Origin of the sequence: Parvularcula oceani (genome assembly GCF_000733125.1) — a bacterium.
Taxonomy (GTDB): Bacteria; Pseudomonadota; Alphaproteobacteria; order Caulobacterales; family Parvularculaceae; genus Parvularcula; species Parvularcula oceani.
On the sequence record NZ_JPHU01000001.1, the window covers coordinates 370,914 to 395,039 of the forward strand.

Sequence of the window (24,126 nt, forward strand, 5' to 3'; positions counted from 1 at the left end):
CACTTTCGCGCCCTGCGCCCCTTCTCCTTACAAGCGGGTATAGCTCGCGCAAGCGGCTCATAAATTCGCCTTAACCTACCGCAAACGTGTTATGGCGGCCTTCGGCAAAGGGCGGCAAGAGAGCACAGCGATGTCCAGTGACCAGCAGCCGACCGTCCCGATCTGCGGGATCGGCGCCTCTGCCGGGGGCGTTCGGGCGCTCAAGCGCTTCTTCAACACCGTCGATCCGGATCTCGGCCTCGCCTATGTCGTGATCGTCCACCTTTCCCCCGACCAGCCCAGCGTCATGGACGAAATCCTGAGCACCTGCACCTCGATGAGCGTCCTGCAGGTGGAAGACGGCCCGACGCTCAAGCCGAACTGCGTCTACGTCATCGCACCCGACCGCGAGCTGGTGATCAAGGAAGATACGATTTCCTCCCGCCCCTTCAGCCAGCCGCGCGGACAGCGAGCGCCGATCGACATGTTCTTCCGTTCAATCGCGGCGTGCCGCGGCGACGGTTCGGCGGTCGTTCTCAGCGGCTCGGGCTCGGACGGGGCGCTGGGCGTGAAGGCGGTCAAGGAGGCCGGCGGCATCGTCTTCGTCCAGGATCCGTCCGAAGCCGAATACGAGATGATGCCGCAGAACGCCATCGCGACGGGCGTCGCCGATTTCGTAGCCCCCGTCGCGGAGCTGACGCGGCATCTCGCCGAGGTCGTGCACAGCAAGCAGGCCGTCCGCTCGATGAACCCCGACGACGCCTCCAACGAGCTGCGGCGGATCATCAACTTCCTCCGTGCCCGCACGGGGCACGACTTCGCCAGCTACAAGCGGGCGACGGTTATGCGGCGCGTCATGCGCAGGATGCAGGTCGCCAGGCTCGACACGCTCGGCGAATATGCCGCCCGGGTCCGGGACAATCCCGAAGAAGCCTACGAGCTCTTCTCCGACCTCCTGATCTCCGTCACCATGTTCTTCCGCGATCCCGGCGCCTTCGAGGTGCTGGCCGAGCGCACCATCCCGGCCATTTTCGATTCGGCGGACGAGGGCGAGGGCATTCGCGCCTGGGTCGCGGGCTGCGCCACGGGGGAAGAGGCCTATTCCCTCGCCATCCTGATGCGCGAGGAGGCGAAGCGGCGCAAGGTCGAGACGCCGATCCAGATCTTCGCGAGCGATCTCGACGAAGGCGCGCTGGCGACGGCGCGCGAGGGGCGGTACCTCAAATCGATCGAAACCGATGTGTCCGAAGAGCGGCTGCGGCAGAACTTCGTACCCGAAGGAACTCACTACCGGGTCCGCAAGGAATTGCGGGACATGGTCCTCTTCGCCAAGCACAGCGTGCTGAAGGACCCACCCTTCATGCGGCTCGACCTGATCTCGTGCCGCAACCTGATGATCTATCTCGACCGCCCCCTGCAACAGCAGCTGTGCTCGGTCTTCCATTACGGCCTGAACCCCGGCGGCTACCTGTTCCTGGGCTCGGCCGAGACGGTCGACACCATGCCGGACCTCTTCGCGCTGGTCGACCGGGAAACCCGGATCTATCAGGCGAAGCCGCATGTCGCGCGCAGGCTTCCCACCCTCAGCCAGGGCGGCTTTTCAGGGCCCGAACCTTCCACCGAACAGAAGATCCGCCACCAGCACGGGTCGGAGCGGAGCCTGGCCTCGAAACACCTCGCCGCGCTCGAAGGCCAGGCGCCGCCGAGCGCGCTGGTCGATCAGGAATACTGCATCGTCACGCTGTCCCCCTCGGCCGGCCGCTTCGTCCAGCCGCCCGGCGGCGCGTTCACCTCGGACCTTCCTACGCTGGTGCGCCCCGAGCTGCGCCTCGACCTCAAGACGGCGCTGGACCATGCCTTCGACAGCCAGGAGCCGTCCCTGACGCTGCCCCTCGCGGTCGCGTTCGAGAACACGCTCCGCCGCGTCGCCCTGCACGTCCTGCCGAAGAACGGAGAGGGGCACGAGGCGCGGCAGGCGCTCGTCTTCTTCATCGACGGCGGAGAGATCGCCGAGCCGAGCGACGTCGATGACGAGGCCATCGACGCGACCTCGAACCGGGAACGCCGGCTGAACGAGGAGCTGAAGGCCGCCCAGGAGCGCCTCGCTGCCAGCCGCCGCGACCACGACTCGGTGATCGAAGACCTGCGCGCGGCCAATGAAGAGCTGCAGTCCATCAACGAGGAATACCGTTCGACCTCGGAGGAACTGGAGACCTCCAAGGAGGAGCTCCAGTCGATGAACGAGGAGCTCCAGACGGTCAACGGAGAGCTCAAGAACAAGCTCGAGAGCATCTCGTCGGCGCATCCAGACCTTCAGAATCTGACCATGGCGACGGAGATCGGAACACTGTTCCTCGACTCGCGGCTCAGGATCAAGATGTTCACGCCTCCCGTGGCGGAGCTGTTCAACATTACCGATCAGGATGTCGGCAGGACGATCACCGACTTCACTCACCACCTCGCCTATGACGGCATCGAACAGGATGCTCGGGAGGTCCTCAAGAACCTCGCGCCGACCGAAACGGAACTCCGCACCCGCGACGGCAGCTGCTACATGATGCGTGTGCGTCCCTATCGTACCATCGACAACCGTATCGACGGCGTGGTCCTGACCTTCGTCGACATCACCGCGCGGCTAAAGACCGAGCGCCAGCTTTTCGAGAGCGAGGAGAAGTACCGTACCCTGTTCAATTCGATCGATCAGGGTTTCTGCGTCATCGAGATGATCTACGAGGAGAATGGACAGGCTTCGGATTATCGCTTCCTCGACGTCAACAACGGCTTCGAGCGGCAGACCGGCTTCAAGGACCCTATCGGCCGAACGATGCGGTCCCTCGCGCCCGACCATGAGGAGGAGTGGTACGAGATCTACGGCCGCATCGCGAAAAGCCGGCGGGCCGAACGGTTCGAGCACGAGGCCGCTGCCCTAGACCGCTATTACGAAGTCTACGCCTTCCCGCTCGGCGAGCCCGACCAGCATCAGCTCGGCGTCCTCTTCAACGACATCTCGGACCGGAAGGAGGCGGAGCAGCGGCTCCGGCTGCTCGTTGGAGAGCTCAACCACAGGGTGAAGAACACGCTCGCCGTCGTCGACGCCGTCGCCCGGCAGACCTTCGAAGGCTTCGAGGACCATGAGCGGTTCCGCACCTTCGAGGGCCGCCTCTCCGCCCTGGCCGGTGCACATGCCCTTCTCAGCCAGTCGAACTGGCTCGCGACCACGCTTCAGGATGTCGCGTACAGCTCGGCCCTCGCCTGCGGCGTGCCGCGAGATCGCATGGAGATCTCCGGCCCTCCGATCCAGCTGCTACCAACGCAGGGTGTGACCTTCGCCATGGCCCTGCACGAGCTATGCACCAATGCCTTCAAATATGGCGCCCTCAAGAACAAGGTCGGCACGGTCGATCTGCACTGGACAGTCGGCGACGGCCCTGATCCCATTCTCGAGGTCGTCTGGCGCGAGCAGGACGGCCCCCGCGTGGAAGCGCCGAGCGAGGAAGGTTTCGGAACCATGATGCTCAGAGAGGCGTTGGCGACGCAGCTGAACGGTCAGGTATCGCTCGACTATCGCCCGGAAGGGCTGCTCTGCCGGATCGTCGCTCCGCTGCCTGGGGAGGAGAAGACGCGGTGACCGGCCTGCTCGACGGCAAGACCATCCTTCTCGTGGAGGATGAATATCTGATCGCCATCGGCGCGAAATCGATGCTCCAGCGCCTCGGCGCCGGAGCGGTCAAGATGGCGCACCGGCTGGAGGACGGCCTCCTCCTCGCGGAGACGGAGGCGGTGGACGCAGCCGTGCTGGACGTCAATCTCGACGGGCGGCGCAGCCTTCCCATCGCTTCCTGCCTTCACGAGCGGAACGTGCCCTATGTGTTCGCAACCGGGTACAGCCGCAGCGACCTGGACCTGGCGGGCGAGCCCATGCTCCTCGACAAGCCCTACACTCTGGACAAGCTCGAGGATTCGCTGCGCAGGGCGATGGACCGCCCGCAATAGACGGCCCGCGCGGCCCGGTCCCGTTCAGCCCTCCCGGCAGGCCCGCTCGGCGCGCTGCCCGGCCTCGGCCATGCGCTGGCTGAGCGCGATTCCGTCCGGGCGTTCCGCCAACATCACCATCGCGCCGAACATGTCGTCATCCGTCGCCTCGAGAAGTTCGGCGAAGACGTCCATGTCCTCCTCGCTCAGCGCCTCGCCCATTTCCGAGGCGAGGCAGGCGCATTGCTCCTCCGTCGCGGCGCCCTGCGACTGGCAGGCATTGGCGAGCGCCTGCTCCTCCGAGGACAGGCCGCCGCCGCAGCCGGCCAGCGCCAGAAGGAAAGATCCGGCCAGAGCCGAGGTGAGCGCGTTCTTGTTCATGACTGCCGTCTCCTGCTCGATCCTGTTGACTTGTTTCATCGGCTCCGCCCGCGCGCGGGGAAGCGCCGCGGAGCCTGCGGAGAAGGCGATCCGCACCAAGACGGAACCGTTCCGCGAAGAACAGGCCCGCCTTCGATGCCGCCATGGCAGCGGACCGTCGCGTTCATTACTGGTTCTCCCCCATAGCTGGCTGTCCCGACACTTGCTCGTCCCCAAGGCAACCAGACGAAGGACCGTAGGTTCGCGCCAGAGGGATGTAAACGCGGCCGCTGCAGAAATGCCGCCGCCCGGCTTCAGCGAAACTCTTCGCAGCATCAACGGATCTGGCCCTCGCGCCTTGCGTGCCGCTCCTCCCTTGACCCCCGCTTCCGCGCGGCTAAGCCCGGTTTTCCACGAACAAAGGATACGAGCATGGCCTTCAACGTCGCCGTCGTCGGCGCCACCGGCATGGTCGGTCAGGAAGTCCTCGCCATCCTGGCCGAGCGCATGTTCCCGACCGCCGAAGTCTTCGCCCTCGCCTCGCGCAGCTCGATGGGGCGCGAGGTCTCCTATGGCGACAGGACGCTCAAATGCCGCGACCTCGCCCAGTTCGACTTCGGCCAGGCCGATATCGCGATCTTTGCGGCGGGCGGCGACGTCTCGGGCGAATACGCGCAGAAGGCGGCGGACAAGGGCTGCCTCGTCATCGACAACTCCTCGCGCTTCCGCCTCGACGAGGACGTGCCGCTGGTCGTCCCGGAGGTGAACCCGGACGCGGTCGAAGGCTTCAGGAAGCGCGGGATCATCGCCAACCCCAACTGCTCGACCGCGCAGATGGTCGTCGCCCTGAAGCCTCTTCACGACCTCGCCGGGATCAAGCGCGTCGTCGTCTCGACCTATCAGTCCGTGTCCGGCGCGGGCCGGGAGGCCTCCGACGAGCTCTTCACCCAGACCAAGGGCATCTACGTCAACGACGATCCGACCCCGTCGCAATTCACCAAGCAGATCGCCTTCAACGTCATCCCGCACATCGACGTCTTCATGGAGGACGGATCGACCCGCGAGGAATACAAGATGGTCGCGGAGACGCAGAAGATGCTCGATCCGAACATCAAGCTGACCGCGACCGCCGTGCGCGTGCCGGTTTTCGTCGGCCATTCCGAAGCGATCAACATCGAGTTCGAGCGGCCGATCACGGTCTCAGAGGCGCGCAAGACGCTGCGCGAGGCGCCGGGCATCCTCGTCGTCGACAAGCGCGAGGACGGCGGATACGTCACGCCCGTCGAATGCGTCGGCGACTTCGCCACCTTCATCAGCCGCATCCGCAAGGATCCGACCGTCGAGAACGGCCTGAACCTCTGGTGCGTCTCGGACAATCTGCGCAAGGGCGCGGCGCTGAACGCCGTCCAGATCGCCGAGCTGGTGGTCAACAGGGGGCTGGTCGAGGCGCGGGACTGAAACTTTCCGGAACGTCTCGCCCGCTCATCCGTTGGGGATGGGCATGGCCAGGGACGCACCGGACAAGAACCAGGATTCGCACCTTCAGCGCTCGATGGGCCTGCCCGGCCTCGCCTTTTACGGGACGGGCACCATTCTGGGCGCTGGCATCTTCGTCGTCATCGGCGAGGTGGTGGCGGAGGCTGGTGCCCTCTCGCCGCTCGCCTATGCGCTCGCAGGAACGGTCGCGCTGATGACCGCGCTCTCCTTCGGAGAGCTCGGTGCGCGCATCCCGACGGCGGGCGGCCCCATCGACTACGTCGAGAAAGCCTTCGACAGCCGCAGGCTGGCCGTTCTCACCGGCTGGGTCCTGACGGCCGCCAACATCGTCTCCGGCGCCACCATCACCACGGGCTTCGTCGACTATCTGGGCAGCTTTCTCGACGTGCCCGGCTGGGCGGCGACGGCCGGGCTCGTCGCCGTCCTCTGCGGGATTTCCTGCATCGGCATGAAGCAGAGCGCCTGGTTCATGACGATCACGACGCTGATCGGCATGGCGACGCTGCTCTTCATTCTGTGGGTCGCGCGGGACGCGCTCCTCGCGGCGCCCGGCGCGGTGATGGAGGATCTCGGCGCCTTCGATGGCGCGGCGGCGGGCGGCCTCTATGCAGGCGCCTTCCTCGCCTTCTATTCCTTCATCGGCTTCGGCGACATGGCGCAGACGGCCGAAGAGGTGAAACACGTCAAGACGACGCTGCCGCGCGCCATCATCATCGCCATGGCCGTCGTCTTCACCTTCTACCTCGCGGTCTCCGCGGCGCTGATCGGCGGAGAGAACGGCCAGGAGATCGCGCAAGCCGAGGCGCCGCTCGTCAAGGTGGTCGAACTGCGCGGGATCCCCGCCCTGCCGGTGGCGATCGCCAGCCTCTTCGTCATCGTCAATGGCGGCCTGACCCAGGTCATCACGGCGGCGCGCCTGCTTCTCGATCTCGGCCGCGACGACGGCGGAGCGCCCTCTCTCTTCGGCCGGGTCAACCAGCGCACGAACACGCCCGTCATCGCGACGCTCTTCGCATCGGCCTTCGTCCTCGCGCTGGCGCTCTTCATTCCGCTCAAGGGCCTCGCCAGCGCGACCAGCCTCGCCGTGCTCCTCGTCTTCTTCGGCGTGAACGCGGCGCTGTGGCAGCTCAAGCGGCAGGGCCAGCCGGACGACGTGCCGAATGTCTGGCGCATCGTTCCGGCCGCAGGGGCCGTTCTCTGCGCCTTCGCGGTCCTCGGCCAGATCGGGCTTTGGGTCGGGGTCTAGCCGAGGCGATTGCGTCGGCGGCGCGCCTTCGCTTCACTCGGGCCTCGAAACGCTCAAGGATGCTGCCGATGAAGTCTCTCCTCGCCGCCACCGCCGCCCTCGCCCTCGCCCCCGCTCATGCGCAGGACTATCAGGCCTCTGACGATGCCCGCGAGATCGCGCGGGAGACGATCATCCTCGATGGCCATGTGGACATTCCCTACCGCGTCTGGGCCTCTGGCGAGGATGTCGGCGAGGAGGCGCTGGCGGGCGATTTCGACTACCCCCGCGCCATGGAGGGCGGCCTCAACGCGCCCTTCATGTCGATCTATGTCGCCGCGGACTATCAGGAGACCGGCGGCGCCAAGGCGCAGGCCGACCGGCTGATCGGACTCGTCGAGGGGCTCGCCGCAATGCACCCTGACAAGTTCGAGATCGCGAAATCGGTGCGCGATGTCCGCCGCATCACCGAGGAGGGCAAGATCGCCCTGCCGCTCGGCATGGAGAACGGCGCGCCGATCGAGGGCGATCTCGACAATCTCGAGCATTTCTACGACCGCGGCATCCGCTACGTCACCCTCACCCATTCCAAGGTGAACCACCTCTCGGACAGCTCCTATGACGAGGAGCGCCGCTGGGGCGGGTTGTCGCCCTTCGGCCGCCTGGCGGTGCAGAAGATGAACGATCTCGGCATCATGGTCGATGTCAGCCACATCTCGGACGAGGCCTTCGACGACGTGATGGCGGTGACGCGCGCGCCGGTGATCGCCAGCCACTCCTCCGCCCGCCACTTCACGCCCGGCTTCGAGCGGAACATGTCCGACGCGATGATCGAGCGCCTGGCCGAGAACGGCGGCGTCATCATGATCAATTTCGGCTCCTCCTTCATCGGCCCCGAATGGGCGGCGTGGCGCGACGAGGCGCAGGCGGCCTATCGCGAGCATCTCGAAGCCGAAGGGATCGAGGACACCGAGGAGGCGATGGAGGCCTTCAGCGCTGAATACGAGAAGACGAGCCCGCGCCCCTATGCGACGCTCGACGACGTGCTCGACCATATCGACCATGTCGTGCAGCTCGCCGGTATCGACCATGTCGGCATCGGCTCGGACTATGACGGCGTCGGCGACAGCCTGCCGGTCGGGCTCAAGGATGTCTCGGACATGCCGAACCTCGTTCAGGGCCTTCTCGACCGGGGCTATTCGCGCGAAGACATCGAGCAGATCCTCTCGGGGAACGCTCTTCGCGTCTGGCGCGAGGTCGAGCGGGCGGGCAAGCGCCGCCGCTGACGCGGCCTGCCGCGCCCCTCTTGCGCCGCACCGCTCATAAGAGCATTGCGGCGGCGCATCGAGGAGGCGCTTCGTGCCAAGTGAGACGTCGAATACGGCGCGCGGCGGCGTCCTTGCCGCCGTCGCGGCCTATACCATGTGGGGCTTCTTCCCGCTCTACTTCATCCTTCTACGGAATGTCAGCTCCTTCGAGCTGCTGGCGGACCGGATCCTCTTCGCCGTTCCATTGGGCGCCGCCATCGTCCTCTTGCGCGGCCAGTCGAAGGAGGTGCGGGCGGGGTTCTCGGACAGGCGCGTCCTCCTCGCCCTCGGCGTCTCCTCGGTCTTCATCGCGATCAACTGGCTCGTCTACATCATCGCGGTGCAGGGCGGGCATATCTTCCAGGCCTCGCTCGGCTACTACATCAACCCCCTGATCTATGTCCTCGTCGGCGTCGCGGTTCTGGGGGAGCGGCTGCGCATGGGCCAGACGGCGGCGGTCGCCCTCGCCGCGATCGGGGTCCTCGTACTGACGGTCTATGGCGGCGAATTCCCTGTCGTCAGCCTTACCCTCGCGATCAGTTTCACCATCTACGGCTATGTTCGAAAGAAGGCGGCCATCGGCGCGATGCCGGGCCTGTTCATCGAGACCGTGCTGCTCGCGCCGCTCGCCGCGCTGGCTCTGTGGTGGATGGTCGCGACCGGAGACACGGCGATCGAGAGCGGCGATGCCGGCCTCCTGGCCCTTCTCGCCTTCGCCGGTCCCGCGACGGTGGTTCCGCTTCTCTTCTTCGCCATGGCGGCCCGCCGCCTGCCGCTCGCCACTCTGGGGTTCCTGCAATTCATCGGCCCCACGATCCAGTTCCTCGTCGGGCTCTGGGACGGCGAGGACTTCACGTTCGCCCACCAGATCTGCTTCGGCTTCATCTGGGTGGCGGCCAGCATCTTCGCCTGGGACGCCTGGACCCACAGGAGCCGCGCGCCGCGGGTCCCGCGGGCAAGAGCTGCCGCGGCGAAATGACTCGCCGTCTTGCTGCGGACGATCGGAGATGCGGGAGAGGTGCGCGGGGCGCCGTCGAGGGGGAACGAGGGGAATGGCGCCCCGCACGGCCGCCTCTCGGCGACCACGGGATTGAAATGGCATCTCTCCCCTCGAAGGAAAGAGTCACGCCCCGTGAAATGTGTTAAAGTTCGGTCACTGATCGTCGGGCAGAGCCCGCTCGACCGGCAGCACCTTCTGGGCCCCCGTGTCGATATCGACGAAGACGACTCTGGCGCTGTCTTCGCCGCGGATCACGAACATGGCGACGTCCTCCCCGACCGCCTGATCCACGATCGCCTCGCCCGGGCCCACGGTCAGCGGCGCGAGCTCCGCCGCGCCCTCCCCGCCCGTGCCGCGCGTGAAGAGCAGCACGACGAGAAGCGCCAGCCCGCCCAGCAGCAGGAGGCCGAGCCCGGCGGTGACGCCCTTGATCAGGGCGAGGTTCGGGGAGGGAGGAGGGGAATCGGTCATGCACGAGGATTTGACACGCCCCGCGCCCTCGCGCACCCCCGCAGGCGATGACCCAGACACATGAATTCACCGCAGACGAGAGCGCGGCCGGAGAGCGGATCGACCGCTGGCTGGCGGGCCTCCTCGCGCCCGTCACCCGCAACCGGGTCAAGGCGATGATCGAGGGCGGCGCCCTCCTCCGCGACGGCGCGCCGCACACCGATCCCTCCTACCGCCTGCGCGGCGGAGAGACCGTCACCCTGACCCCGCCGCCGGTCGAGGACGCCGAGCCGAAGGCTCAGGACATTCCGCTGAACGTGTTGTTCGAGGACGAATATCTCATCGTCCTCGACAAGCCGGCGGGGATGGTGGTGCACCCGGCGGCGGGCAACTGGTCGGGCACGCTGGTCAATGCGCTCCTGCATCACTGCGCGGGCAGCCTGTCGGGGATCGGCGGCGTCGCCCGCCCCGGCATCGTCCACCGCCTCGACAAGGAAACATCGGGCGTCATGGTCGTCGCCAAATCCGACGAGGCGCATCAGGGCCTGACGACGCTCTGGCAGGCCCATGACGTCGAGCGGGCCTATCTCGCCATCTGCCATGGCAGCCCCCGGCCGGCCGTCGGCACGATCGAGCTGCCCCTCGCCCGCGCGGGCGGCGACAAGCGCAAGCAGGCCGTCACGGACTGGGAGAACCCTGCGGGCCGCGAGGCGATCACCCATTTCAAGCGCCTCGAAGCCTATGGCACGGGCCGGGCCAAGCTGCCGGGCGATTCCGTCGCCTCGCTGATCGAGTGCCGCCTCGAGACCGGCCGCACCCATCAGATCCGCGTCCATATGAGCCATGTCGGCCACCCGCTGGTCGGCGATCCCGTCTATGGACGCACGGGGCTTGCGGGCCTCCGGCCCGAGGACGAGGCGGCTGAGCGCGCGCTCGGCGTGGTGAGCAAGTTCCGCCGCCAGGCCCTGCACGCCGCGATTCTCGGCTTCGCCCATCCGATCACGGGCGAGGACCTGCGCTTCGAGACCGAGCCGCCGAAGGACTTCGCGAAGCTGCGCGCCGCGCTCGCCGCGCTCTGAAGGCGGCGCGGGCGGGCAGTCACGCGAACTTGCAGCCGCAGGAGCAGGGATTGGCCTTGCATTTCGCAGGTGCAGCACGCTCATTCGGGCCATGACACCCAGGACAGAACGCCGCCGCAATACCGAGATGATCGTCATCCTCGGCGCCCTGACAGCCTTCACGCCGCTGTCGGTGGACATGTACTTGCCGGCGCTGCCGGCCCTCGAGACCGAGTTCCATACAACGACCGCCGCGGCCCAGCGCACGCTGACGGCCTTCTTCGCCGGCTTCGCGCTCGGCCAGCTCTTCTACGGCCCGCTCAGCGACCGGTATGGCCGCAAGCTGCCGCTCTATGTCAGCCTGTCGCTCTTCGCCATTGCCTCGGCGGCCTGCGCGCTGGCCCCCGACGTCGCCACCTTGAGCGGCGCCCGCTTCATGCAGGCCTTCGGCGCCTGCGCCGGCGCCGTGATCGCGCGCGCGGTGGTGCGCGACGCCTATCCGCCCGAACGCATCGCGGAGATCTATTCGCTCCTGATCCTCGTCATGGGCGTCGCGCCGATGCTGGCGCCGCTGATGGGCGGCGCGCTGATGACACTGTGGAGCTGGCACGCCATCTTCTGGGCGCTCGCCCTGCTCGGCGCGCTCTCCTTGCTGCTCGTGCGCTTCCGCCTGAGGGAGACCCTGCCGCGGGAGCGGCGGAGTGCGCTCAGCCTGCGCGGCGTGCTGAGAGGATATGGCAGGCTTCTCGCGGCGCCGACCTTCCTTCTGCCCGCGCTCATCGGCGGATGCAGCATGGCGGGCATGTTCGCCTATATCGCCGGATCGCCCTTCCTCTTCATCGAGCGGTTCGGCTTCTCCGAGACGCAGTTCGCCTGGTTCTTCGGGGCCAATGCGATGGGGCTGATCGCCGTCTCCCAGATCAATGGCCGGATCGCGGGCGCGAACCCGGCCCGTCCGATGATGGCGGGGATCGGCATCCAGGTGCTCGCTTCGGCCGGCCTCCTCCTCGCGGCGGTGAATGGCTGGGGACCGCTCGGCCTCATCCCGCCGCTCTTCGTCTTCGTCGCCTGCCTCGGCCTCGTCTTTCCCAATGCCACCGCCCTCGCCATGATGTCCCACGGCAAGGATGCGGGCATGGCCTCCGCCCTCATGGGTACGGTGCAGGCCAGCCTCGCCGCCCTGTCGACCTTCCTCATAGGCCCCCTCGAAAGCAGCTTCGGCGGCGCATGGCCGATGGTCGGCGTCATCGTCGCCTGGAACGGCCTCGCCCTCCTCCTGGCGCTCGGGCGCAGCCAGAGCCGACGGTCTCCCGCGCCTGCAAAAGCCGCAGCGGGATGAGCCTGTCCGCCGCCACGCACCCTACCGGGGCAGGCTCGCACTTGGCTGCCAGAGCACGGCAGACACGGCCGCGGGCGAGGTCGGCTGCAATGCAGGAGCCGGCTCGACCCGCCGCCTGCCCTGGCGCGTTTGCGGGGTCTTCACTTCAAATCCCGGCGAACTGGCCCCATATTGCATGACGAAGGGAAGGGCTTGCGCGTGTTTCCCACACGCCAGCCGGGAAGAAAGACACTCACATTCATGGCGAACGCACTGACGACGACGAGCGGCGCCGCTCTCACGCCCGAGGGCGGGCTGAGCCGCTATCTTTCCGAGATCCGGAAATTTCCGATGCTCGAGAAGGATCAGGAATACATGCTGGCCAAGCGCTTCAAGGAGCATGGCGACCCGGATGCGGCCCAGCAGCTGATCCAGTCCCACCTGCGCCTGGTGGCGAAGATCGCGATGGGCTACAGAGGCTACGGCCTGCCCACGGGCGAGGTCATCTCCGAGGGCAATGTCGGCCTGATGCAGGCGGTCAAGAAATTCGATCCCGAAAAGGGCTTCCGCCTCTCCACCTATGCGATGTGGTGGATCCGCGCCTCGATCCAGGAATATATTCTGCGCTCCTGGAGCCTCGTGAAGATCGGCACCACGGCCGCGCAGAAGAAGCTCTTCTTCAACCTGCGCAAGATGAAGGGCCAGATCGACGCGCTCGAAGAGGGCGATCTGCGCCCCGAGGATGTCGAGCAGATCGCCACCCGCCTCGGCGTCAAGGAAGACGAGGTCATCTCGATGAACCGGCGCATGTCGGGCGGCGACAACTCGCTCAACGCCCCGATGCGCGTCGGTGAAGAGGGCGGCGGCGCGGAGTGGCAGGACTGGCTCGTCGACGAGCAGGCCGTCGATGCCGAGGCCGCGCTCGTTCAGGACAATGAGTTCGACACGCGGATGGAGCTTCTCCAGGAAGCCATGGCCGGCCTCAATGACCGGGAGCGCCACATCCTGACCGAGCGGCGCCTGACCGAGGAGCCGCGCACGCTCGAGGACCTGTCGACCGAATACGGCGTCAGCCGCGAGCGGATCCGGCAGATCGAGGTCCGCGCCTTCGAGAAGCTCCAGAAGGCGATGAAGAAGCTCGACAAGGACATGCGGGCGGAAACGCTGCACTGACCCGGCGCATCGGCTAGAGGGGCGCGATGATCCGCGCCTCCCTAGCCCTGCCGCTCTGCCTGCTGTCCGTTCTCGCTCCGGCCGCCGCCGATCCGCTGCAATTCGGATCGGGAAGCCGTTTTCTTGCCCTGCGGCCCTTCGTGCAGGCCGATCTCGCCATCGCAACCGATGTTCCGGCGGGCTTTCCGACCGATCGGGCCGACCTGAACGTCGCCCGTCTCTACGCCGAAGCGCGGCATGGCCGGCTCGGCGCCCGCTTCTCCTACGACTTCCAGGACGAAGCGCGCGTGACCATGGCCTACGCATCCTATTCCCCGACGGATCGTATCGAGTTCCGCCTAGGCCAGCAGGACGAGCCCTTCTCGCTCGTCGACCTGTCCGGCCGCAGGGCCCAGACCATGATCGACGGAAATGAAGCCGTCGCGCTGGCGCCCGGCGACAATGTCGGCATCGTGGCCGTTCATGACGGGGAGCGGCACACGCTCTCCGCCGGCCTCTTCGGCGGCGATCTGCAAACGGGCGTCGGCGCCGAAGGCCTCGCGGTCGCCGGGCGGGCGGTCTGGAACCCCACCGGCAGAGGCGAGCGCCTGACACACCTCGCCATCGCCGCGGCGAGGCGGTCCGGGCGCGATCTGCGCGCCGGCTTCGTCAGTCAGGTCGGGGCGAACCTCCTCCCGCGGGAGCTGGTCTCGGTCGGCGCATTCGAGGATGTCGACCGGCTGGACCGTCTCAACCTCGAAGGCGCCTTCCGCTTCGGGTCCGTATCGGCGCAGTCGGAGGTCACATTCGTGGCCGTCGACCGGCGGACCGGGTCGGACGAGTCTCCGCTCGGGGTCTATCTTCTGGGATCGTGGATCCTCACGGGCGAGATCCGGCCCTATGCCGGGGGCAGCTTCGGCCAGATCGTGCCCGATCGGCCCGTCTTCTCCGGCGGATACGGCGCCTGGGAACTCGCGGCGCGGATGGACGGCACCGATACCGATGGCGGCGGCAGGACGCTGAGAGGCACGCTCGGGCTCAACTGGCACCTTTCGCGCCGGCTCCGGCTCGGCCTCAACGCCTCCCACACGGATATCGAGGGCAGCCCCAGCGGCCTGTCTTCGGTCAGCGGGACCTTCCTTCGCCTGCAATACGCTCATTGAGCAGCATGCTTGATTGCAGAGGTCCGCGCTCGGTACCGTCGCTGCGACGATAGAAGGATATATCCATGATCCGCACGCTTCTCAGCGCGAGCGCTGCCCTCGCGCTCTGCCTTCCGGCCGCGGCCGCCGACCTCAACGAGGCGGTCGAGGCCGATTACGAATATCTCGAAGCGCTCTACGAGCACTTCCACCAGAACCCCGAGCTTTCGTTCCAGGAGACAGAGACTGCCAAGCGCCTCGCAAAGGAGCTGCGAAAGGCGGGCTATGACGTCACCTCCGGCGTCGGCGGCACGGGCATCGTCGCCGTGATGGAGAACGGCGAGGGGCCGACCGTCATGCTGCGGGCGGACATGGACGGCCTTCCGGTCGAGGAGCAGACCGGACTGCCCTATGCGTCCGAGGCGCGAGGGCCGAACCGCGACGGCGAGATGTTCCCGACCATGCACGCCTGCGGTCACGACGTGCACATGACGAGCCTCGTCGGCGCCGCGCGGCAGCTGGCCGAGAGAACGGATGACTGGTCGGGCACGCTGATCCTGATCGGCCAGCCGGCCGAGGAGCTGGGCCTCGGCGCGCTCGCCATGATCGAGGATGGGCTCTATGAGCGCTTCCTGACGCCCGATTATGTCGTCGGCCTGCACGATTCGGCGAGCCTTCCGGCGGGCAGCATCTCCTACACGCCGGGCTGGGCGCTCGCGAATGTCGACAGCGTCGACATCCGGGTGAAGGGCATTGGCGGGCACGGCGCCTATCCCCACACGACCAAGGATCCGATCGTGATCGCGAGCCAGATCGTCAACAACCTGCAGACGCTGGTCAGCCGCGAATTGTCTCCGCTCGACCGGGCCGTGGTCACCGTGGGCGCGTTCAATGCGGGCTCCAAGCACAACATCATTTCCGATGAGGCCCACCTGCAGCTGACCGTCCGCAGCTTCGACGACGCCACGCGGGAGAAGCTCCTGTCCGGCATCGCGCGCATCGCCCGCGCCCAGGCTGTCTCGGCCGGCCTTCCCGAGGAGCTGATGCCGGTGGTCGAGGTCGAGGAACCCTACACCCCTTCCACCTTTAACGATCCCGACCTCACCCAGCGCATCGCGGGCGTCTTCCGCGAACAGTTCGGCGAGGACCGCGTTCAGGAAGCCCCGCCGGTCATGGGCGGAGAGGACTTCAGCCAGTTCGGCCGCACGCCGGAGGACGTTCCGGCCGTCATCTTCTGGGTCGGCGCGGTCGAGCCGGAGCGCTTCGCAGCAGCGCAGGATGGCGGAGACGCCCTGCCCTCGCTGCACTCTCCCTTCTTCGCACCCGATCCGCGCCCGACACTGACGACCGGCGTGGAGGCGATGACCGCGGCTGCGCTCGATCTTCTGGGGAAGCCCGCCTCGCAACGCGCGGGCGACTGACAAGAGAAAACCCGCTGCCATCTCTGGCAGCGGGTTTCCGCGTAAGGACGCCGGCGGAGGGTCCGGCGCTGCAAGGACTACGCTTATCGCTTAGGCGAGCTTGCGCTTGCGGCGCGCGATCGCACCACCCACGAGCGCCGTACCGAAGAGCAGGCCAGCGGCCGGCACCGGAACAGCCTGCGCGAGGATGTTGATGTTGTAGTTGGCTTCCTGACCGAAGTCCTCGAACACCGTGCCGGTGACGACGAAGTCGACCATGGTGCCCGGCGTCAGATCGACGAGGAAGGTCGTGTTGCCGTCAATATCCACGCCTGCGGCGTCGGTGATATTGAAGGTCTGCGCGTCCATGCCTTCGACGAAGAAGGTGATGGCGAGGTTCATGATCCCGGCGCGAAGACCGTTGCCGAACCGAACGTCAACGGCCGTGTCGCCGCCGATGATGCCTTCTGCGACCATGAACGAACCGACGTCGTTCAGCTCGTCCAGGTCGGAGATGTCGTTGTTGTCGATATTGACAGGCGATCCGACATCAAGGGTCGGAGCGACGGCGGGCACACCGCCCGATTCGCCTTCCGGACCCGTCACCATGACGGCAGCGGAAGCGGCCGAAAGGCCGAACGCCGCAACCGAGGCGATGCTCGCGATACTCAGTGTCTTAAGCTTACTCATACTGTGCTCCCTTCATTGGCTCCGGGTGAAGCGACGCACTCGCCCCGATGGTCCCGAAGTAACCACTTGGAAAGCATTCACGATGCCATCGCAATAGAACAAAGCACCGCTCACGCCGATGTTGACGAAAATACAATCGGACGAAGACAGTTGACTGTTCTCTGCGCGTCAATGATGTGGAGTTCCTCCGTTAACCATAGAAAGAAGATAACGTTTACGTGAAACCGGACCTCCCTCACGGCCTCGCAGACCCCTTTCGAGAATCGCTGACCCGCTGCGCAAATCCGGATTGCGCCAGATAGCGACGCCGCGGCCTTGATACAGGTTAAAGATCAGCGGACCGGACGTGAAAACGAAGAGAATTGGCCCCGGACGTCTTCCGGTGACTTGCATTCCGCTCCGAGCGGGAACAAAACGAGATCATGGCGATTTCGGCACGACTCATTGAAAAGCTGCGGGTTTTGGCAGATGCCGCGAAGTATGATGCGTCCTGCGCATCGTCGGGATCGGCGTCACGCAACTCGATCGGCGGGAAGGGTGTGGGCAGCAGCGAGGGCATGGGGATCTGCCATGCCTATGCTCCCGATGGCCGCTGCATCAGCCTGCTTAAAGTATTGCTGACCAATTACTGCATGTTCGACTGCGCCTATTGCATCAATCGGTCGAGTTCGAATGTGAAGCGGGCCAGCTTCACGCCGCGGGAAGTCGCGGACCTCACAGTCGAATTCTACAAGCGCAATTACATAGAGGGCCTGTTCCTGTCTTCCGGGATCATTCGAAGTCCCGACCATACGATGGAACAGATCGTCGAGGTGGCCCGGATCCTCCGCGATGAATACGACTTCCGCGGCTATATCCATCTCAAGACGATCCCCGAGGCCGACCCCAAGCTGCTCGAAGAGGCGGGGCGGCATGCCGATCGCCTCTCGATCAATATCGAACTGCCCTCGCGCCGCAGCCTCGAGGCGCTGGCGCCGGAAAAGTCGCGCGACGGGATTGAGGGCGCGATGGCCTCCGTCAAGACGCAGATCGACGGCGCGAAGTCCGAGGCCAGGAGCGCGCGGAAGCTGCGCCACAGAACGCCGCCGAAGCTCTTCGCCCCGGGCGGTCAATCGACGCAGATGGTGGTGGGCGCCGATCAGGAGACCGATGCGCAGGTGATCGACACGGCGGCGGGGCTCTACGGCAAGCACCAGCTGCGCCGCGTCTACTATTCCGCCTATTCGCCCATCCCGGATGCCAAGGCCGGTCTTCCCGTGCAGGCCCCGCCCCTGATCCGCGAGCATCGCCTTTATCAGGCCGACTGGCTGACCCGCTTTTACGGGTTCGACCCCAAGGAGATCACCGCCACTCTCAAGGGCGGCATGCTCGACCTCGACCTCGACCCGAAGACCATCTGGGCGATGCAGAACCGGGGCTTCTTCCCGCTCGACATCAACACCGCCGACAGGGAGGCGCTGCTGCGCGTTCCGGGCCTCGGCGAGAAGGGCGTGGCCAAGATCCTCGCTGCCCGCTCGCAGGGCGTGCTCCGCTATGCCGACCTCGCACGGCTCGCGGCGAGCGTGAGGAAGATCAAGCCCTTCGTTATCACGCCTGACTGGCGCCCCGGCGGCCTTCTCGACGCCGCCAGCCTCGAAGCACGCTTCCGGCGCAAGGCCGAGCAGTCCGATCTCTTCGCCGCTGCGGCGTGATGGCCGGGCCGCTGGCGCAGCTCCGCCTCGTTTCCTAGGTGTCCGAAATGTCCGATGATGATCGCAAGGCATGGGCAGCGCGGCAGGAGGCCTTCGATGCGGCCCTCGCCAAACAGCGCGAACGCGAGAAGAAGCGGCGCGAGCGCTCCGCCCGGAACGCGCAGCGCAAGATCGCGAGGCTCAAGGCCAAGCTGACCGAGATCGGCGAGATCAGCGAATTCGAGGAAGAGTTCGCCGGCTCCGTGGCGGAACGCCTCGAGACTTACGGCTCGGCCTTTTCCGACCCTTCGCTCGGCAGGCCCGGCGACGCGCTCTCCTCGAGCCAGAAACGCGTTCTCGCCCGCATGAACAAGAAGGCGAAGGATGCGCGCAAGGCCGCCAAGGCCGCGGACGCCGAAGCGGCGCCGAAAGAGGATGAGGAGGATGATCCCGCCTCCGGGGCGAATGTCGTCCGCCTCTTCGAGCGCCGCTGACACTGCTCATGGCCGACCCGGCATCCAGGAGCATCCTCGTCACTCTCGATGCCGAGGACGATATCGCCGGCTTCCGGAAGGAGGCGCGCCGCCTGCTCGCAGAGCGGGTTCCGCCCGACCGCGTGGTCTGGCGCGTGGCAGGATCCGAGCGGGATCTCTTCGGCGCGGAGCCCGCGCGAAGGGCGAGCAAGGCCGAGGTCAGCCTTCCGCGCGCGGCGGTGGAGCTGGCGCAGGCCGCGGCCCATCACTCGGACCCCGGCCGCTGGCCCCTCCTCTACACCTTCCTCCACCGAAGCCTCGGCGAGAAGGCGCTCGCGGACAATCCCGCCGATCCGCTCGTCCGGCGGCTGCGGCAGATGGAGAAGGCCGTGCGGCGCGACGCGCACAAGATGCATGCCTTCGTCCGCTTCAAGGAGGTCGAGGATCCCGGCGGCGGCCCTTCGCGCTATATCGCGTGGTTCGAGCCTGACCATCACATCGTCGAACGCGAGGCGCCCTTCTTCATCCGGCGCTTCGCGAACATGCATTGGGCGATCGTCACGCCGCGCAGGAGCATTCGCTGGGAGGACGGCCAATTGCGCGCCGGTCCCGGCGGTCGGCGCGAGGACGTGCCCCAGGACGATGCCTTCGATGAAGCCTGGCGCGCCTATTACGCCTCCATCTTCAACCCCGCGCGGGTGAAGGTGTCGGCGATGACCGCGGAGATGCCGCGCAAATACTGGCGCAACCTGCCCGAGGCCCGGCTCATCCCGGAAATGATCGAGACCGCGTCCGCTCGCGTCGCGACCATGGCGGCCAATGCCCTGGCCGACGAGGAACGGGGAATCGCGGAGGCCGCGCCCCGGCGCATGGCGGCGCCCGTGGCCATGCCCGCGATCCGCGCTCTGGTCCGGAGCTGCACCAATTGCCCGCTGCACGGGCCTGCGACGCAGGCCGTTCCCGGCGAGGGACCAGCCGATGCGCGCCTGTTCCTGGTCGGGGAACAGCCAGGCGACATGGAAGACCTCGAAGGCCGCCCCTTTGTCGGGCCTGCGGGCCAGGTCCTGAACCAGGCGCTCGAACAGGCGGGGCTCGACCGCGAGCGCGCTTATCTCACCAATGCGGTCAAGCACTTCAAGTTCGAGCTTCGCGGAAAGCGGCGTCTGCACCGCAGCCCATCGGCCGAGAACGTGGATGCGTGCTCGGAATGGCTGCTGGCCGAGCATCAGGCGGTGGCGCCCGCAGTGACCGTCACCCTAGGCGCGACCGCCCTGCGCGGCCTTCTCGGCAAATCCGTGCCCCTCGCCCGTGTTCGCGGCACGCAGCTGGCCCTGCCGAGCGGCGGCGCGCTCATCCCGACATTCCACCCTTCCTATCTCCTGCGGCTGCAGGACGAGGGTGCAAGGCGGATCGAGGAGGGTAAGTTCCTCTCGGACCTTCGAAGAGCCAGGGAGCTGCTTGCCGCGTGACCGCGCCTCATGACTGAACTGCCGCAGGCCTCTTTGCGCCTCGACCGCTGGCTGTGGCACGCGCGCGTCTTCAAGACCAAGGCCGCGGCCACCAAGGCGGTGTCCCAGGATGGCGTGCGCATCACCCGCACGGGGCAGACGCAGCGCTGCGAGAAGCCCGCTTTCGGCCTGCGGGTCGGTGACACCGTCGCCCTCACCCGCGGCCCGAGGCTCTTCGTCTACGAGGTGCTGGCCCTGGGAGAGCGGCGGGGGCCGCCCGCCGAGGCGCGGACGCTCTACGAGGATCATTCGCCGCCGCCGCCCCCGCGTGAGGAACGGCCCGCCCCCGTGTTCGAGAGAGAGGAAGGGGCCGGACGCCCCACCAAGAAGGATCGCAGGCGGCTCGATGCCGTCCGCCGCCAGGAGGACTGACATGCTCGGCAAATTGTTCGCAGGCTTCAAGAAGGAAGAGACGCAGACCGAGGAGGATGCGCTGCCGCGCGCCGTCGCCGCGCTGCTGGTCGAGGCCGCGCGCGCGGACGAGGACTATACCGATGACGAGCGGCGCGTGATCGACCGCGTGCTGAAAGCGAAATTCGGCCTCGGCGCGGAGGACGCCCATGCGCTGCGCACGGTGGCGGAGACCGACCAGGCCGAGGCGAACGACCTCTACCGCTTCAGCTCCGTGGTGAAGGACGGCCTCGACCGCGAAGGGAAGATGGCGCTGATCGAGGACATGTGGGCGATCGCGCTGACCGATGAGCACCGCGACCCGCATGAAGAGCAGGTGATCCGCCGCCTGGTCGGCCTCCTGCACCTCGAAGACCGGGACAGCACCGCGGCCCGCAGGCGGGCCGAGGCGCGCAGCTAGGCCTTACGGGCCGTCATATTTGCGGACGGTCTGGTCGATCTCGCCGAAGATCGAGCGGCCTTCGCCATCATCGGCCCAGATCTTCACCCGGTCGCCGAAGCGCAGGAAGGGCGTTTTGGCCTCGCCATGCTCGATGGTCTCGATCATGCGCTGCTCGGCGAGGCAGGAATAGCCGACGCCGCCATCCTTGACCGGCTTGCCCGGGCCGCCATCCATCTTGTTGCTGACCGTGCCAGAGCCGATGATCGTGCCGGCGCTCAGGGGCCGCGTCTTGGCGGCATGGGCGATGAGGCGCGGAAATTCGAAGGTCATCTCCTCGCCCGCATCGGCCCGGCCGAAGGCTTCGCCGTTGAGATCGACCTTGAGGGCGCCCTTCATCTTGGCGCCGTCCCACATCTCGCCGAGTTCGTCGGGCGTCACCGCGACCGGCGAGAAGGCCGAGGACGGCTTGGCCTGGAAGAAGCCGAACCCCTTGGCGAGCTCGCCCGGGATGAGGCCGCGCAGCGAGACGTCGTTGACCAGCATGACCAGCCGGATGCGGTCCTTCGCGGCCTCGGGCGAGACGCCCATCGGCACGTCGTCGGTGACGACCGCCACCTCGCCTTCGAGGTCGATGCCCCAGGCCTCGTCCGCGGCGAGGATGTCCTCGCGCGGGCCGAGGAAGCTGTCCGAGCCGCCCTGATACATGAGGGGGTCGTCGTAGAAGCTCTCGGGAACTTCTGCGCCGCGCGCCTTCCGCACCAGCTCCACGTGGTTGATATAGGCCGATCCATCCGCCCACTGATAGGCGCGCGGCAGCGGCGAGGCGCAGGCGGACTGGTCGAAGGGCTGGCCCTCGATCGTGCCGTCATTGAGCTTGCGGTAGTCGTCCTGGAGATGCCCGGAAAGCTCGTCCCAGCGGTCGAGGAGATCCTGCATCGTCTTCGCCCCGCCGGAGGGCTCGAGGCAGCGGGTCAGATCCTTCGAGACGACGACGAGGCGGCCGTCGCGGCCGGAGCGTAGGGAGGCGAGCTTCATAACATCATCCGTTCGTTTCGTTACATCTGAAACTAGTTCATCGCGCGCCCCAACCCAAGGGATGGCGCTGCGTCGCAGGAAGGGAACGGGCGGAGGGCGTCGGGCGTTCGGCAGGCGTGAATATTTTCCACCTCTCCCCCGACCCGCGGGCGAATGCGCGCCTTCACTGCGACAAGCATGTCGGCAAGATGCTGGTCGAGAACGTGCAGATGCTGTCCACCGCCCTCGTCCTGTCGGGCGGCGAGGCGCCGTGGAAACCCGCCTTCCAGAATCATCCGATGAACAAATGGGTGCGCGAGAGCGCTGGCAATTTCGCCTGGACCTGGGACCTGTCCGATGCGCTCGGCGAGGAATATGTCCACCGCTTCGCCAAGACGCACAAAGCGCATGAGGCGCTTCGCACCTTCGACCGCGATGCCCTCGAACGCTTGATCGGACCGGGGCAGCGCACCACGCCGCCCCAGTGCATGGGCGAGGAGTTCAAGGTCAGCGGCGACACAATCGCCGCCTATCGGCGCTTCTATGCCGGCGAGAAGGCGCGCTTTGCGACCTATACCGGCCGTCCCGTGCCCGACTTCATGATGGATGCCTTCCTGCCGATGACACAGGACGAAATCGACGCCGCCGCGCGCAGCGAAGGCTGATCGCCCTCAATAGACGAGGCCGACGCAGGCGCCCGAGCCGAGGGTGGCGAGCGTTCCCGCCACCACCGCTTTCGGCGCGAGATCGAGAATGTCGCGCCGCCGCGTCGGCTCCAGCGCCGAAAGCCCGCCGATGACGATGCCGATCGAGGAGACGTTGGCGAAGCCGCACAGCGCGTAGAGCATGATGAGGGTCGAGCGGTCCTCAAGCGTGCCGGGCTCGAGATCGACGAGCGCGATATAGGCGACGACCTCGTTCACGGCCGTCTTGATGCCCATCAGCCCGCCCGCGATGACCGCTTCGTTCCACGGGATCCCCGCAAGCCAGACGAGGGGCGCGAAGAGCCAGCCGAGAAGGCGTTCGAGCGTCAGCGGCGCGCCGAACAGGTCCGGCAGCACGGCATCGAGCACGATGTTGAAGAGCGCGACCAGAGCGACGAAGGCCAGAATCGCGATGACGATATTCGCCCACAGCTTGCCGCCCTCGGTCGCGCCGGTGACGAAGGCGTCCATCGTGTCGTCATAGGCGAAGCCCGCGCCCGCGGAGGCCGGGGTCGCCTCCTCGCCTTCGGCCGGCGGCACCATGATGCGCCCGAGGAGCAGCGCGCCCAAGACGCCGATGATCGAGGCGACGATGATGTGGCCGAGGACCGGATCCTCGCCGTTTCCGAGATCGAGGCCGCCGAGAATGGTCGCGTAGAGGACCATCACCGTCCCCGCGACCGTCGCATAGCCGCAGGAGATCACCGTGAAGAGCTCCGACCGCGTTAGCTTGGCGAGATAGGCGCGGATAAGGAGCGGCGCCTCGGTCTGTCCCAGAAGAACGTTGCCGCTCGCAGCCAGGCTGACCGCGCCGCCCGTGCCGAGGATGCGGGACAGCGCGAGGGCGAAGCCGCGGATGACGGCCTTGAGCACCCCCCAATGCCACAGGACGGCGGCCAGAGCGGACACCACGACGAGCAGCGGCAGGGCCTGGAAGGCGAAGACGAAATAGGCGCCGGGATTTTCCTCGGACCCGGCAAAGGGCAGATCCGCCGACTGGCCGAGATAGCCGAACAGGAATGAGGTCCCGGCAAGGGTCGCCTGGTTCACCGCGAGGACCACGCCGTTCAGCCCCGTCAGCGCGTTCCGCGCCGGATCCCAGTTGATGAAGATGGCGGCGAGCGCGATCTGCAAAGCCACCGTGATGGCGGCCTGGGAAAGCGGGAAGGCCTTCCTGCGCTCCGACAGGAGCCAGGCGATCAAGATGAAGGAGAGAATGCCGACCACGCTCTGCAGGCGCAGTCCGAGACCGATGGCGTCCATAGGAAGTCCCTGCCCGAAAGCCGCCTCCTAGCGGCAGCCGCCGGCAGAAGTCACGTCCCCGCGAGTCCGCACGCCCCCATCATTCCGGTCTGCGCGGGCAGAGAGTGGCCGAGTGTGCTTCCTCGGCCACCCTCGCCGGCGCTCCGGCCTC

Annotated in this window: 22 protein-coding genes; 17 read left to right on the forward strand and 5 right to left on the reverse strand. The window is 66.8% G+C overall.

Annotated elements, in window-relative coordinates:
* Window positions 1-130 precede the first annotated feature (130 nt).
* The gene (locus IE88_RS0101780) at window positions 131-3,607 is read left to right on the forward strand and encodes a chemotaxis protein CheB (protein WP_031549475.1); all 3,477 of its coding nucleotides are present in this window, start codon (window positions 131-133) and stop codon (window positions 3,605-3,607) included.
* Window positions 3,604-3,972 (forward strand): response regulator, encoded by a 369-nt coding sequence (locus tag IE88_RS0101785; protein WP_031549477.1) that lies wholly within the window; start codon window positions 3,604-3,606, stop codon window positions 3,970-3,972. Before IE88_RS0101780 ends, IE88_RS0101785 begins: the two co-directional genes overlap by 4 nt.
* Window positions 3,973-3,996: 24 nt before the next feature.
* Here the strand turns inward: IE88_RS0101785 and IE88_RS0101790 are convergent, their stop codons facing one another.
* Entirely contained in the window at window positions 3,997-4,371 is a 375-nt protein-coding gene (locus IE88_RS0101790; protein ID WP_156032291.1) for a hypothetical protein, read from the reverse strand.
* Window positions 4,372-4,743: 372 nt separating this feature from the next.
* Between IE88_RS0101790 and IE88_RS0101795 the strand changes: the two genes are divergently transcribed.
* The 4 genes from IE88_RS0101795 to rarD all read left to right on the forward strand — a co-directional run bounded on the left by IE88_RS0101795 (window position 4,744) and on the right by rarD (window position 9,319).
* Window positions 4,744-5,769: an aspartate-semialdehyde dehydrogenase gene (locus tag IE88_RS0101795; RefSeq protein WP_031549481.1), complete on the forward strand. Its 1,026-nt coding sequence runs from the start codon at window positions 4,744-4,746 to the stop codon at window positions 5,767-5,769.
* Between the two features lie 43 nt (window positions 5,770-5,812).
* Entirely contained in the window at window positions 5,813-7,054 is a 1,242-nt protein-coding gene (locus IE88_RS0101800; RefSeq protein ID WP_051881405.1) for an APC family permease, read from the forward strand.
* A gap of 68 nt (window positions 7,055-7,122) precedes the next feature.
* Entirely contained in the window at window positions 7,123-8,319 is a 1,197-nt protein-coding gene (locus tag IE88_RS0101805; protein ID WP_031549485.1) for a dipeptidase, read from the forward strand.
* Window positions 8,320-8,392: 73 nt separating this feature from the next.
* Window positions 8,393-9,319: an EamA family transporter RarD gene (rarD, locus tag IE88_RS0101810; protein WP_031549487.1), complete on the forward strand. Its 927-nt coding sequence runs from the start codon at window positions 8,393-8,395 to the stop codon at window positions 9,317-9,319.
* Window positions 9,320-9,493: 174 nt separating this feature from the next.
* Here the strand turns inward: rarD and IE88_RS0101815 are convergent, their stop codons facing one another.
* Complete coding sequence (locus tag IE88_RS0101815) at window positions 9,494-9,811, reverse strand: hypothetical protein (protein ID WP_031549488.1); 318 nt, start codon at window positions 9,809-9,811, stop codon at window positions 9,494-9,496.
* Window positions 9,812-9,858: 47 nt separating this feature from the next.
* Between IE88_RS0101815 and IE88_RS0101820 the strand changes: the two genes are divergently transcribed.
* The 5 genes from IE88_RS0101820 (at window position 9,859) to IE88_RS0101840 (ending at window position 15,881) form a co-directional block, all read left to right on the forward strand.
* Entirely contained in the window at window positions 9,859-10,869 is a 1,011-nt protein-coding gene (locus IE88_RS0101820; protein WP_031549490.1) for an RluA family pseudouridine synthase, read from the forward strand.
* A 91-nt stretch (window positions 10,870-10,960) separates the two neighbouring features.
* On the forward strand, window positions 10,961-12,187 hold the full coding sequence (locus tag IE88_RS0101825) for a Bcr/CflA family multidrug efflux MFS transporter (protein WP_081871350.1): 1,227 nt from the start codon (window positions 10,961-10,963) through the stop codon (window positions 12,185-12,187).
* Between the two features lie 240 nt (window positions 12,188-12,427).
* Window positions 12,428-13,339, forward strand: coding sequence for an RNA polymerase sigma factor RpoH (gene rpoH / locus IE88_RS0101830; RefSeq protein ID WP_031549494.1), 912 nt, complete (start codon window positions 12,428-12,430; stop codon window positions 13,337-13,339).
* A gap of 26 nt (window positions 13,340-13,365) precedes the next feature.
* On the forward strand, window positions 13,366-14,481 hold the full coding sequence (locus IE88_RS0101835; RefSeq protein WP_031549496.1) for an OprO/OprP family phosphate-selective porin: 1,116 nt from the start codon (window positions 13,366-13,368) through the stop codon (window positions 14,479-14,481).
* 65 nt (window positions 14,482-14,546) lie between these two features.
* A complete protein-coding gene (locus IE88_RS0101840) occupies window positions 14,547-15,881 on the forward strand; it encodes an amidohydrolase (RefSeq protein WP_031549498.1) in 1,335 nt (444 codons plus the stop codon).
* Between the two features lie 90 nt (window positions 15,882-15,971).
* Here IE88_RS0101840 and IE88_RS0101845 read toward each other — a convergent pair whose 3' ends face one another.
* A complete protein-coding gene (locus IE88_RS0101845) occupies window positions 15,972-16,550 on the reverse strand; it encodes a PEP-CTERM sorting domain-containing protein (RefSeq protein ID WP_031549500.1) in 579 nt (192 codons plus the stop codon).
* Window positions 16,551-16,972: 422 nt separating this feature from the next.
* Between IE88_RS0101845 and IE88_RS0101850 the strand changes: the two genes are divergently transcribed.
* The 5 genes from IE88_RS0101850 to IE88_RS0101870 are packed head-to-tail and all read left to right on the forward strand — an operon-like array spanning window position 16,973 to window position 21,012.
* Window positions 16,973-18,241 (forward strand): putative DNA modification/repair radical SAM protein, encoded by a 1,269-nt coding sequence (locus IE88_RS0101850; protein ID WP_031549503.1) that lies wholly within the window; start codon window positions 16,973-16,975, stop codon window positions 18,239-18,241.
* A 47-nt stretch (window positions 18,242-18,288) separates the two neighbouring features.
* Window positions 18,289-18,714 carry a hypothetical protein gene (locus tag IE88_RS17020; protein WP_051881370.1) on the forward strand — a complete coding sequence of 142 codons (426 nt, stop codon included), beginning with the start codon at window positions 18,289-18,291 and terminating at the stop codon, window positions 18,712-18,714.
* Between the two features lie 8 nt (window positions 18,715-18,722).
* On the forward strand, window positions 18,723-20,162 hold the full coding sequence (locus IE88_RS0101860; protein WP_031549507.1) for a UdgX family uracil-DNA binding protein: 1,440 nt from the start codon (window positions 18,723-18,725) through the stop codon (window positions 20,160-20,162).
* 9 nt (window positions 20,163-20,171) lie between these two features.
* Window positions 20,172-20,573 carry an RNA-binding S4 domain-containing protein gene (locus IE88_RS0101865; RefSeq protein WP_031549508.1) on the forward strand — a complete coding sequence of 134 codons (402 nt, stop codon included), beginning with the start codon at window positions 20,172-20,174 and terminating at the stop codon, window positions 20,571-20,573.
* A gap of 1 nt (window position 20,574) precedes the next feature.
* A complete protein-coding gene (locus IE88_RS0101870; RefSeq protein ID WP_051881371.1) occupies window positions 20,575-21,012 on the forward strand; it encodes a tellurite resistance TerB family protein in 438 nt (145 codons plus the stop codon).
* A gap of 3 nt (window positions 21,013-21,015) precedes the next feature.
* Here IE88_RS0101870 and IE88_RS0101875 read toward each other — a convergent pair whose 3' ends face one another.
* Entirely contained in the window at window positions 21,016-22,029 is a 1,014-nt protein-coding gene (locus IE88_RS0101875) for a fumarylacetoacetate hydrolase family protein (RefSeq protein ID WP_031549512.1), read from the reverse strand.
* A 116-nt stretch (window positions 22,030-22,145) separates the two neighbouring features.
* Here IE88_RS0101875 and IE88_RS0101880 point away from each other — a divergent pair, with 116 nt between their 5' ends.
* On the forward strand, window positions 22,146-22,673 hold the full coding sequence (locus IE88_RS0101880; RefSeq protein WP_051881372.1) for a pyrimidine dimer DNA glycosylase/endonuclease V: 528 nt from the start codon (window positions 22,146-22,148) through the stop codon (window positions 22,671-22,673).
* A gap of 6 nt (window positions 22,674-22,679) precedes the next feature.
* Here IE88_RS0101880 and IE88_RS0101885 read toward each other — a convergent pair whose 3' ends face one another.
* On the reverse strand, window positions 22,680-23,975 hold the full coding sequence (locus IE88_RS0101885) for a NupC/NupG family nucleoside CNT transporter (protein WP_031549516.1): 1,296 nt from the start codon (window positions 23,973-23,975) through the stop codon (window positions 22,680-22,682).
* Window positions 23,976-24,126 lie beyond the last annotated feature (151 nt).

Excerpts from the sequence above, each read along its gene's own strand:
- IE88_RS0101780 (WP_031549475.1), top strand. The coding sequence starts at position 131 with ATGTCCAGTGACCAGCAGCCGACCGTCCCGATCTGCGGGATCGGCGCC.
- IE88_RS0101790 (WP_156032291.1), bottom strand. The coding sequence starts at position 4,371 with ATGAAACAAGTCAACAGGATCGAGCAGGAGACGGCAGTCATGAACAAG.
- IE88_RS0101795 (WP_031549481.1), top strand. The coding sequence starts at position 4,744 with ATGGCCTTCAACGTCGCCGTCGTCGGCGCCACCGGCATGGTCGGTCAG.
- IE88_RS0101800 (WP_051881405.1), top strand. The coding sequence starts at position 5,813 with ATGGCCAGGGACGCACCGGACAAGAACCAGGATTCGCACCTTCAGCGC.
- IE88_RS0101805 (WP_031549485.1), top strand. The coding sequence starts at position 7,123 with ATGAAGTCTCTCCTCGCCGCCACCGCCGCCCTCGCCCTCGCCCCCGCT.
- IE88_RS0101815 (WP_031549488.1), bottom strand. The coding sequence starts at position 9,811 with ATGACCGATTCCCCTCCTCCCTCCCCGAACCTCGCCCTGATCAAGGGC.
- IE88_RS0101820 (WP_031549490.1), top strand. The coding sequence starts at position 9,859 with ATGACCCAGACACATGAATTCACCGCAGACGAGAGCGCGGCCGGAGAG.
- IE88_RS0101825 (WP_081871350.1), top strand. The coding sequence starts at position 10,961 with ATGACACCCAGGACAGAACGCCGCCGCAATACCGAGATGATCGTCATC.
- rpoH (WP_031549494.1), top strand. The coding sequence starts at position 12,428 with ATGGCGAACGCACTGACGACGACGAGCGGCGCCGCTCTCACGCCCGAG.
- IE88_RS0101835 (WP_031549496.1), top strand. The coding sequence starts at position 13,366 with ATGATCCGCGCCTCCCTAGCCCTGCCGCTCTGCCTGCTGTCCGTTCTC.
- IE88_RS0101840 (WP_031549498.1), top strand. The coding sequence starts at position 14,547 with ATGATCCGCACGCTTCTCAGCGCGAGCGCTGCCCTCGCGCTCTGCCTT.
- IE88_RS0101845 (WP_031549500.1), bottom strand. The coding sequence starts at position 16,550 with ATGAGTAAGCTTAAGACACTGAGTATCGCGAGCATCGCCTCGGTTGCG.
- IE88_RS0101850 (WP_031549503.1), top strand. The coding sequence starts at position 16,973 with ATGGCGATTTCGGCACGACTCATTGAAAAGCTGCGGGTTTTGGCAGAT.
- IE88_RS17020 (WP_051881370.1), top strand. The coding sequence starts at position 18,289 with ATGTCCGATGATGATCGCAAGGCATGGGCAGCGCGGCAGGAGGCCTTC.
- IE88_RS0101860 (WP_031549507.1), top strand. The coding sequence starts at position 18,723 with ATGGCCGACCCGGCATCCAGGAGCATCCTCGTCACTCTCGATGCCGAG.
- IE88_RS0101865 (WP_031549508.1), top strand. The coding sequence starts at position 20,172 with ATGACTGAACTGCCGCAGGCCTCTTTGCGCCTCGACCGCTGGCTGTGG.
- IE88_RS0101870 (WP_051881371.1), top strand. The coding sequence starts at position 20,575 with ATGCTCGGCAAATTGTTCGCAGGCTTCAAGAAGGAAGAGACGCAGACC.
- IE88_RS0101875 (WP_031549512.1), bottom strand. The coding sequence starts at position 22,029 with ATGAAGCTCGCCTCCCTACGCTCCGGCCGCGACGGCCGCCTCGTCGTC.
- IE88_RS0101885 (WP_031549516.1), bottom strand. The coding sequence starts at position 23,975 with ATGGACGCCATCGGTCTCGGACTGCGCCTGCAGAGCGTGGTCGGCATT.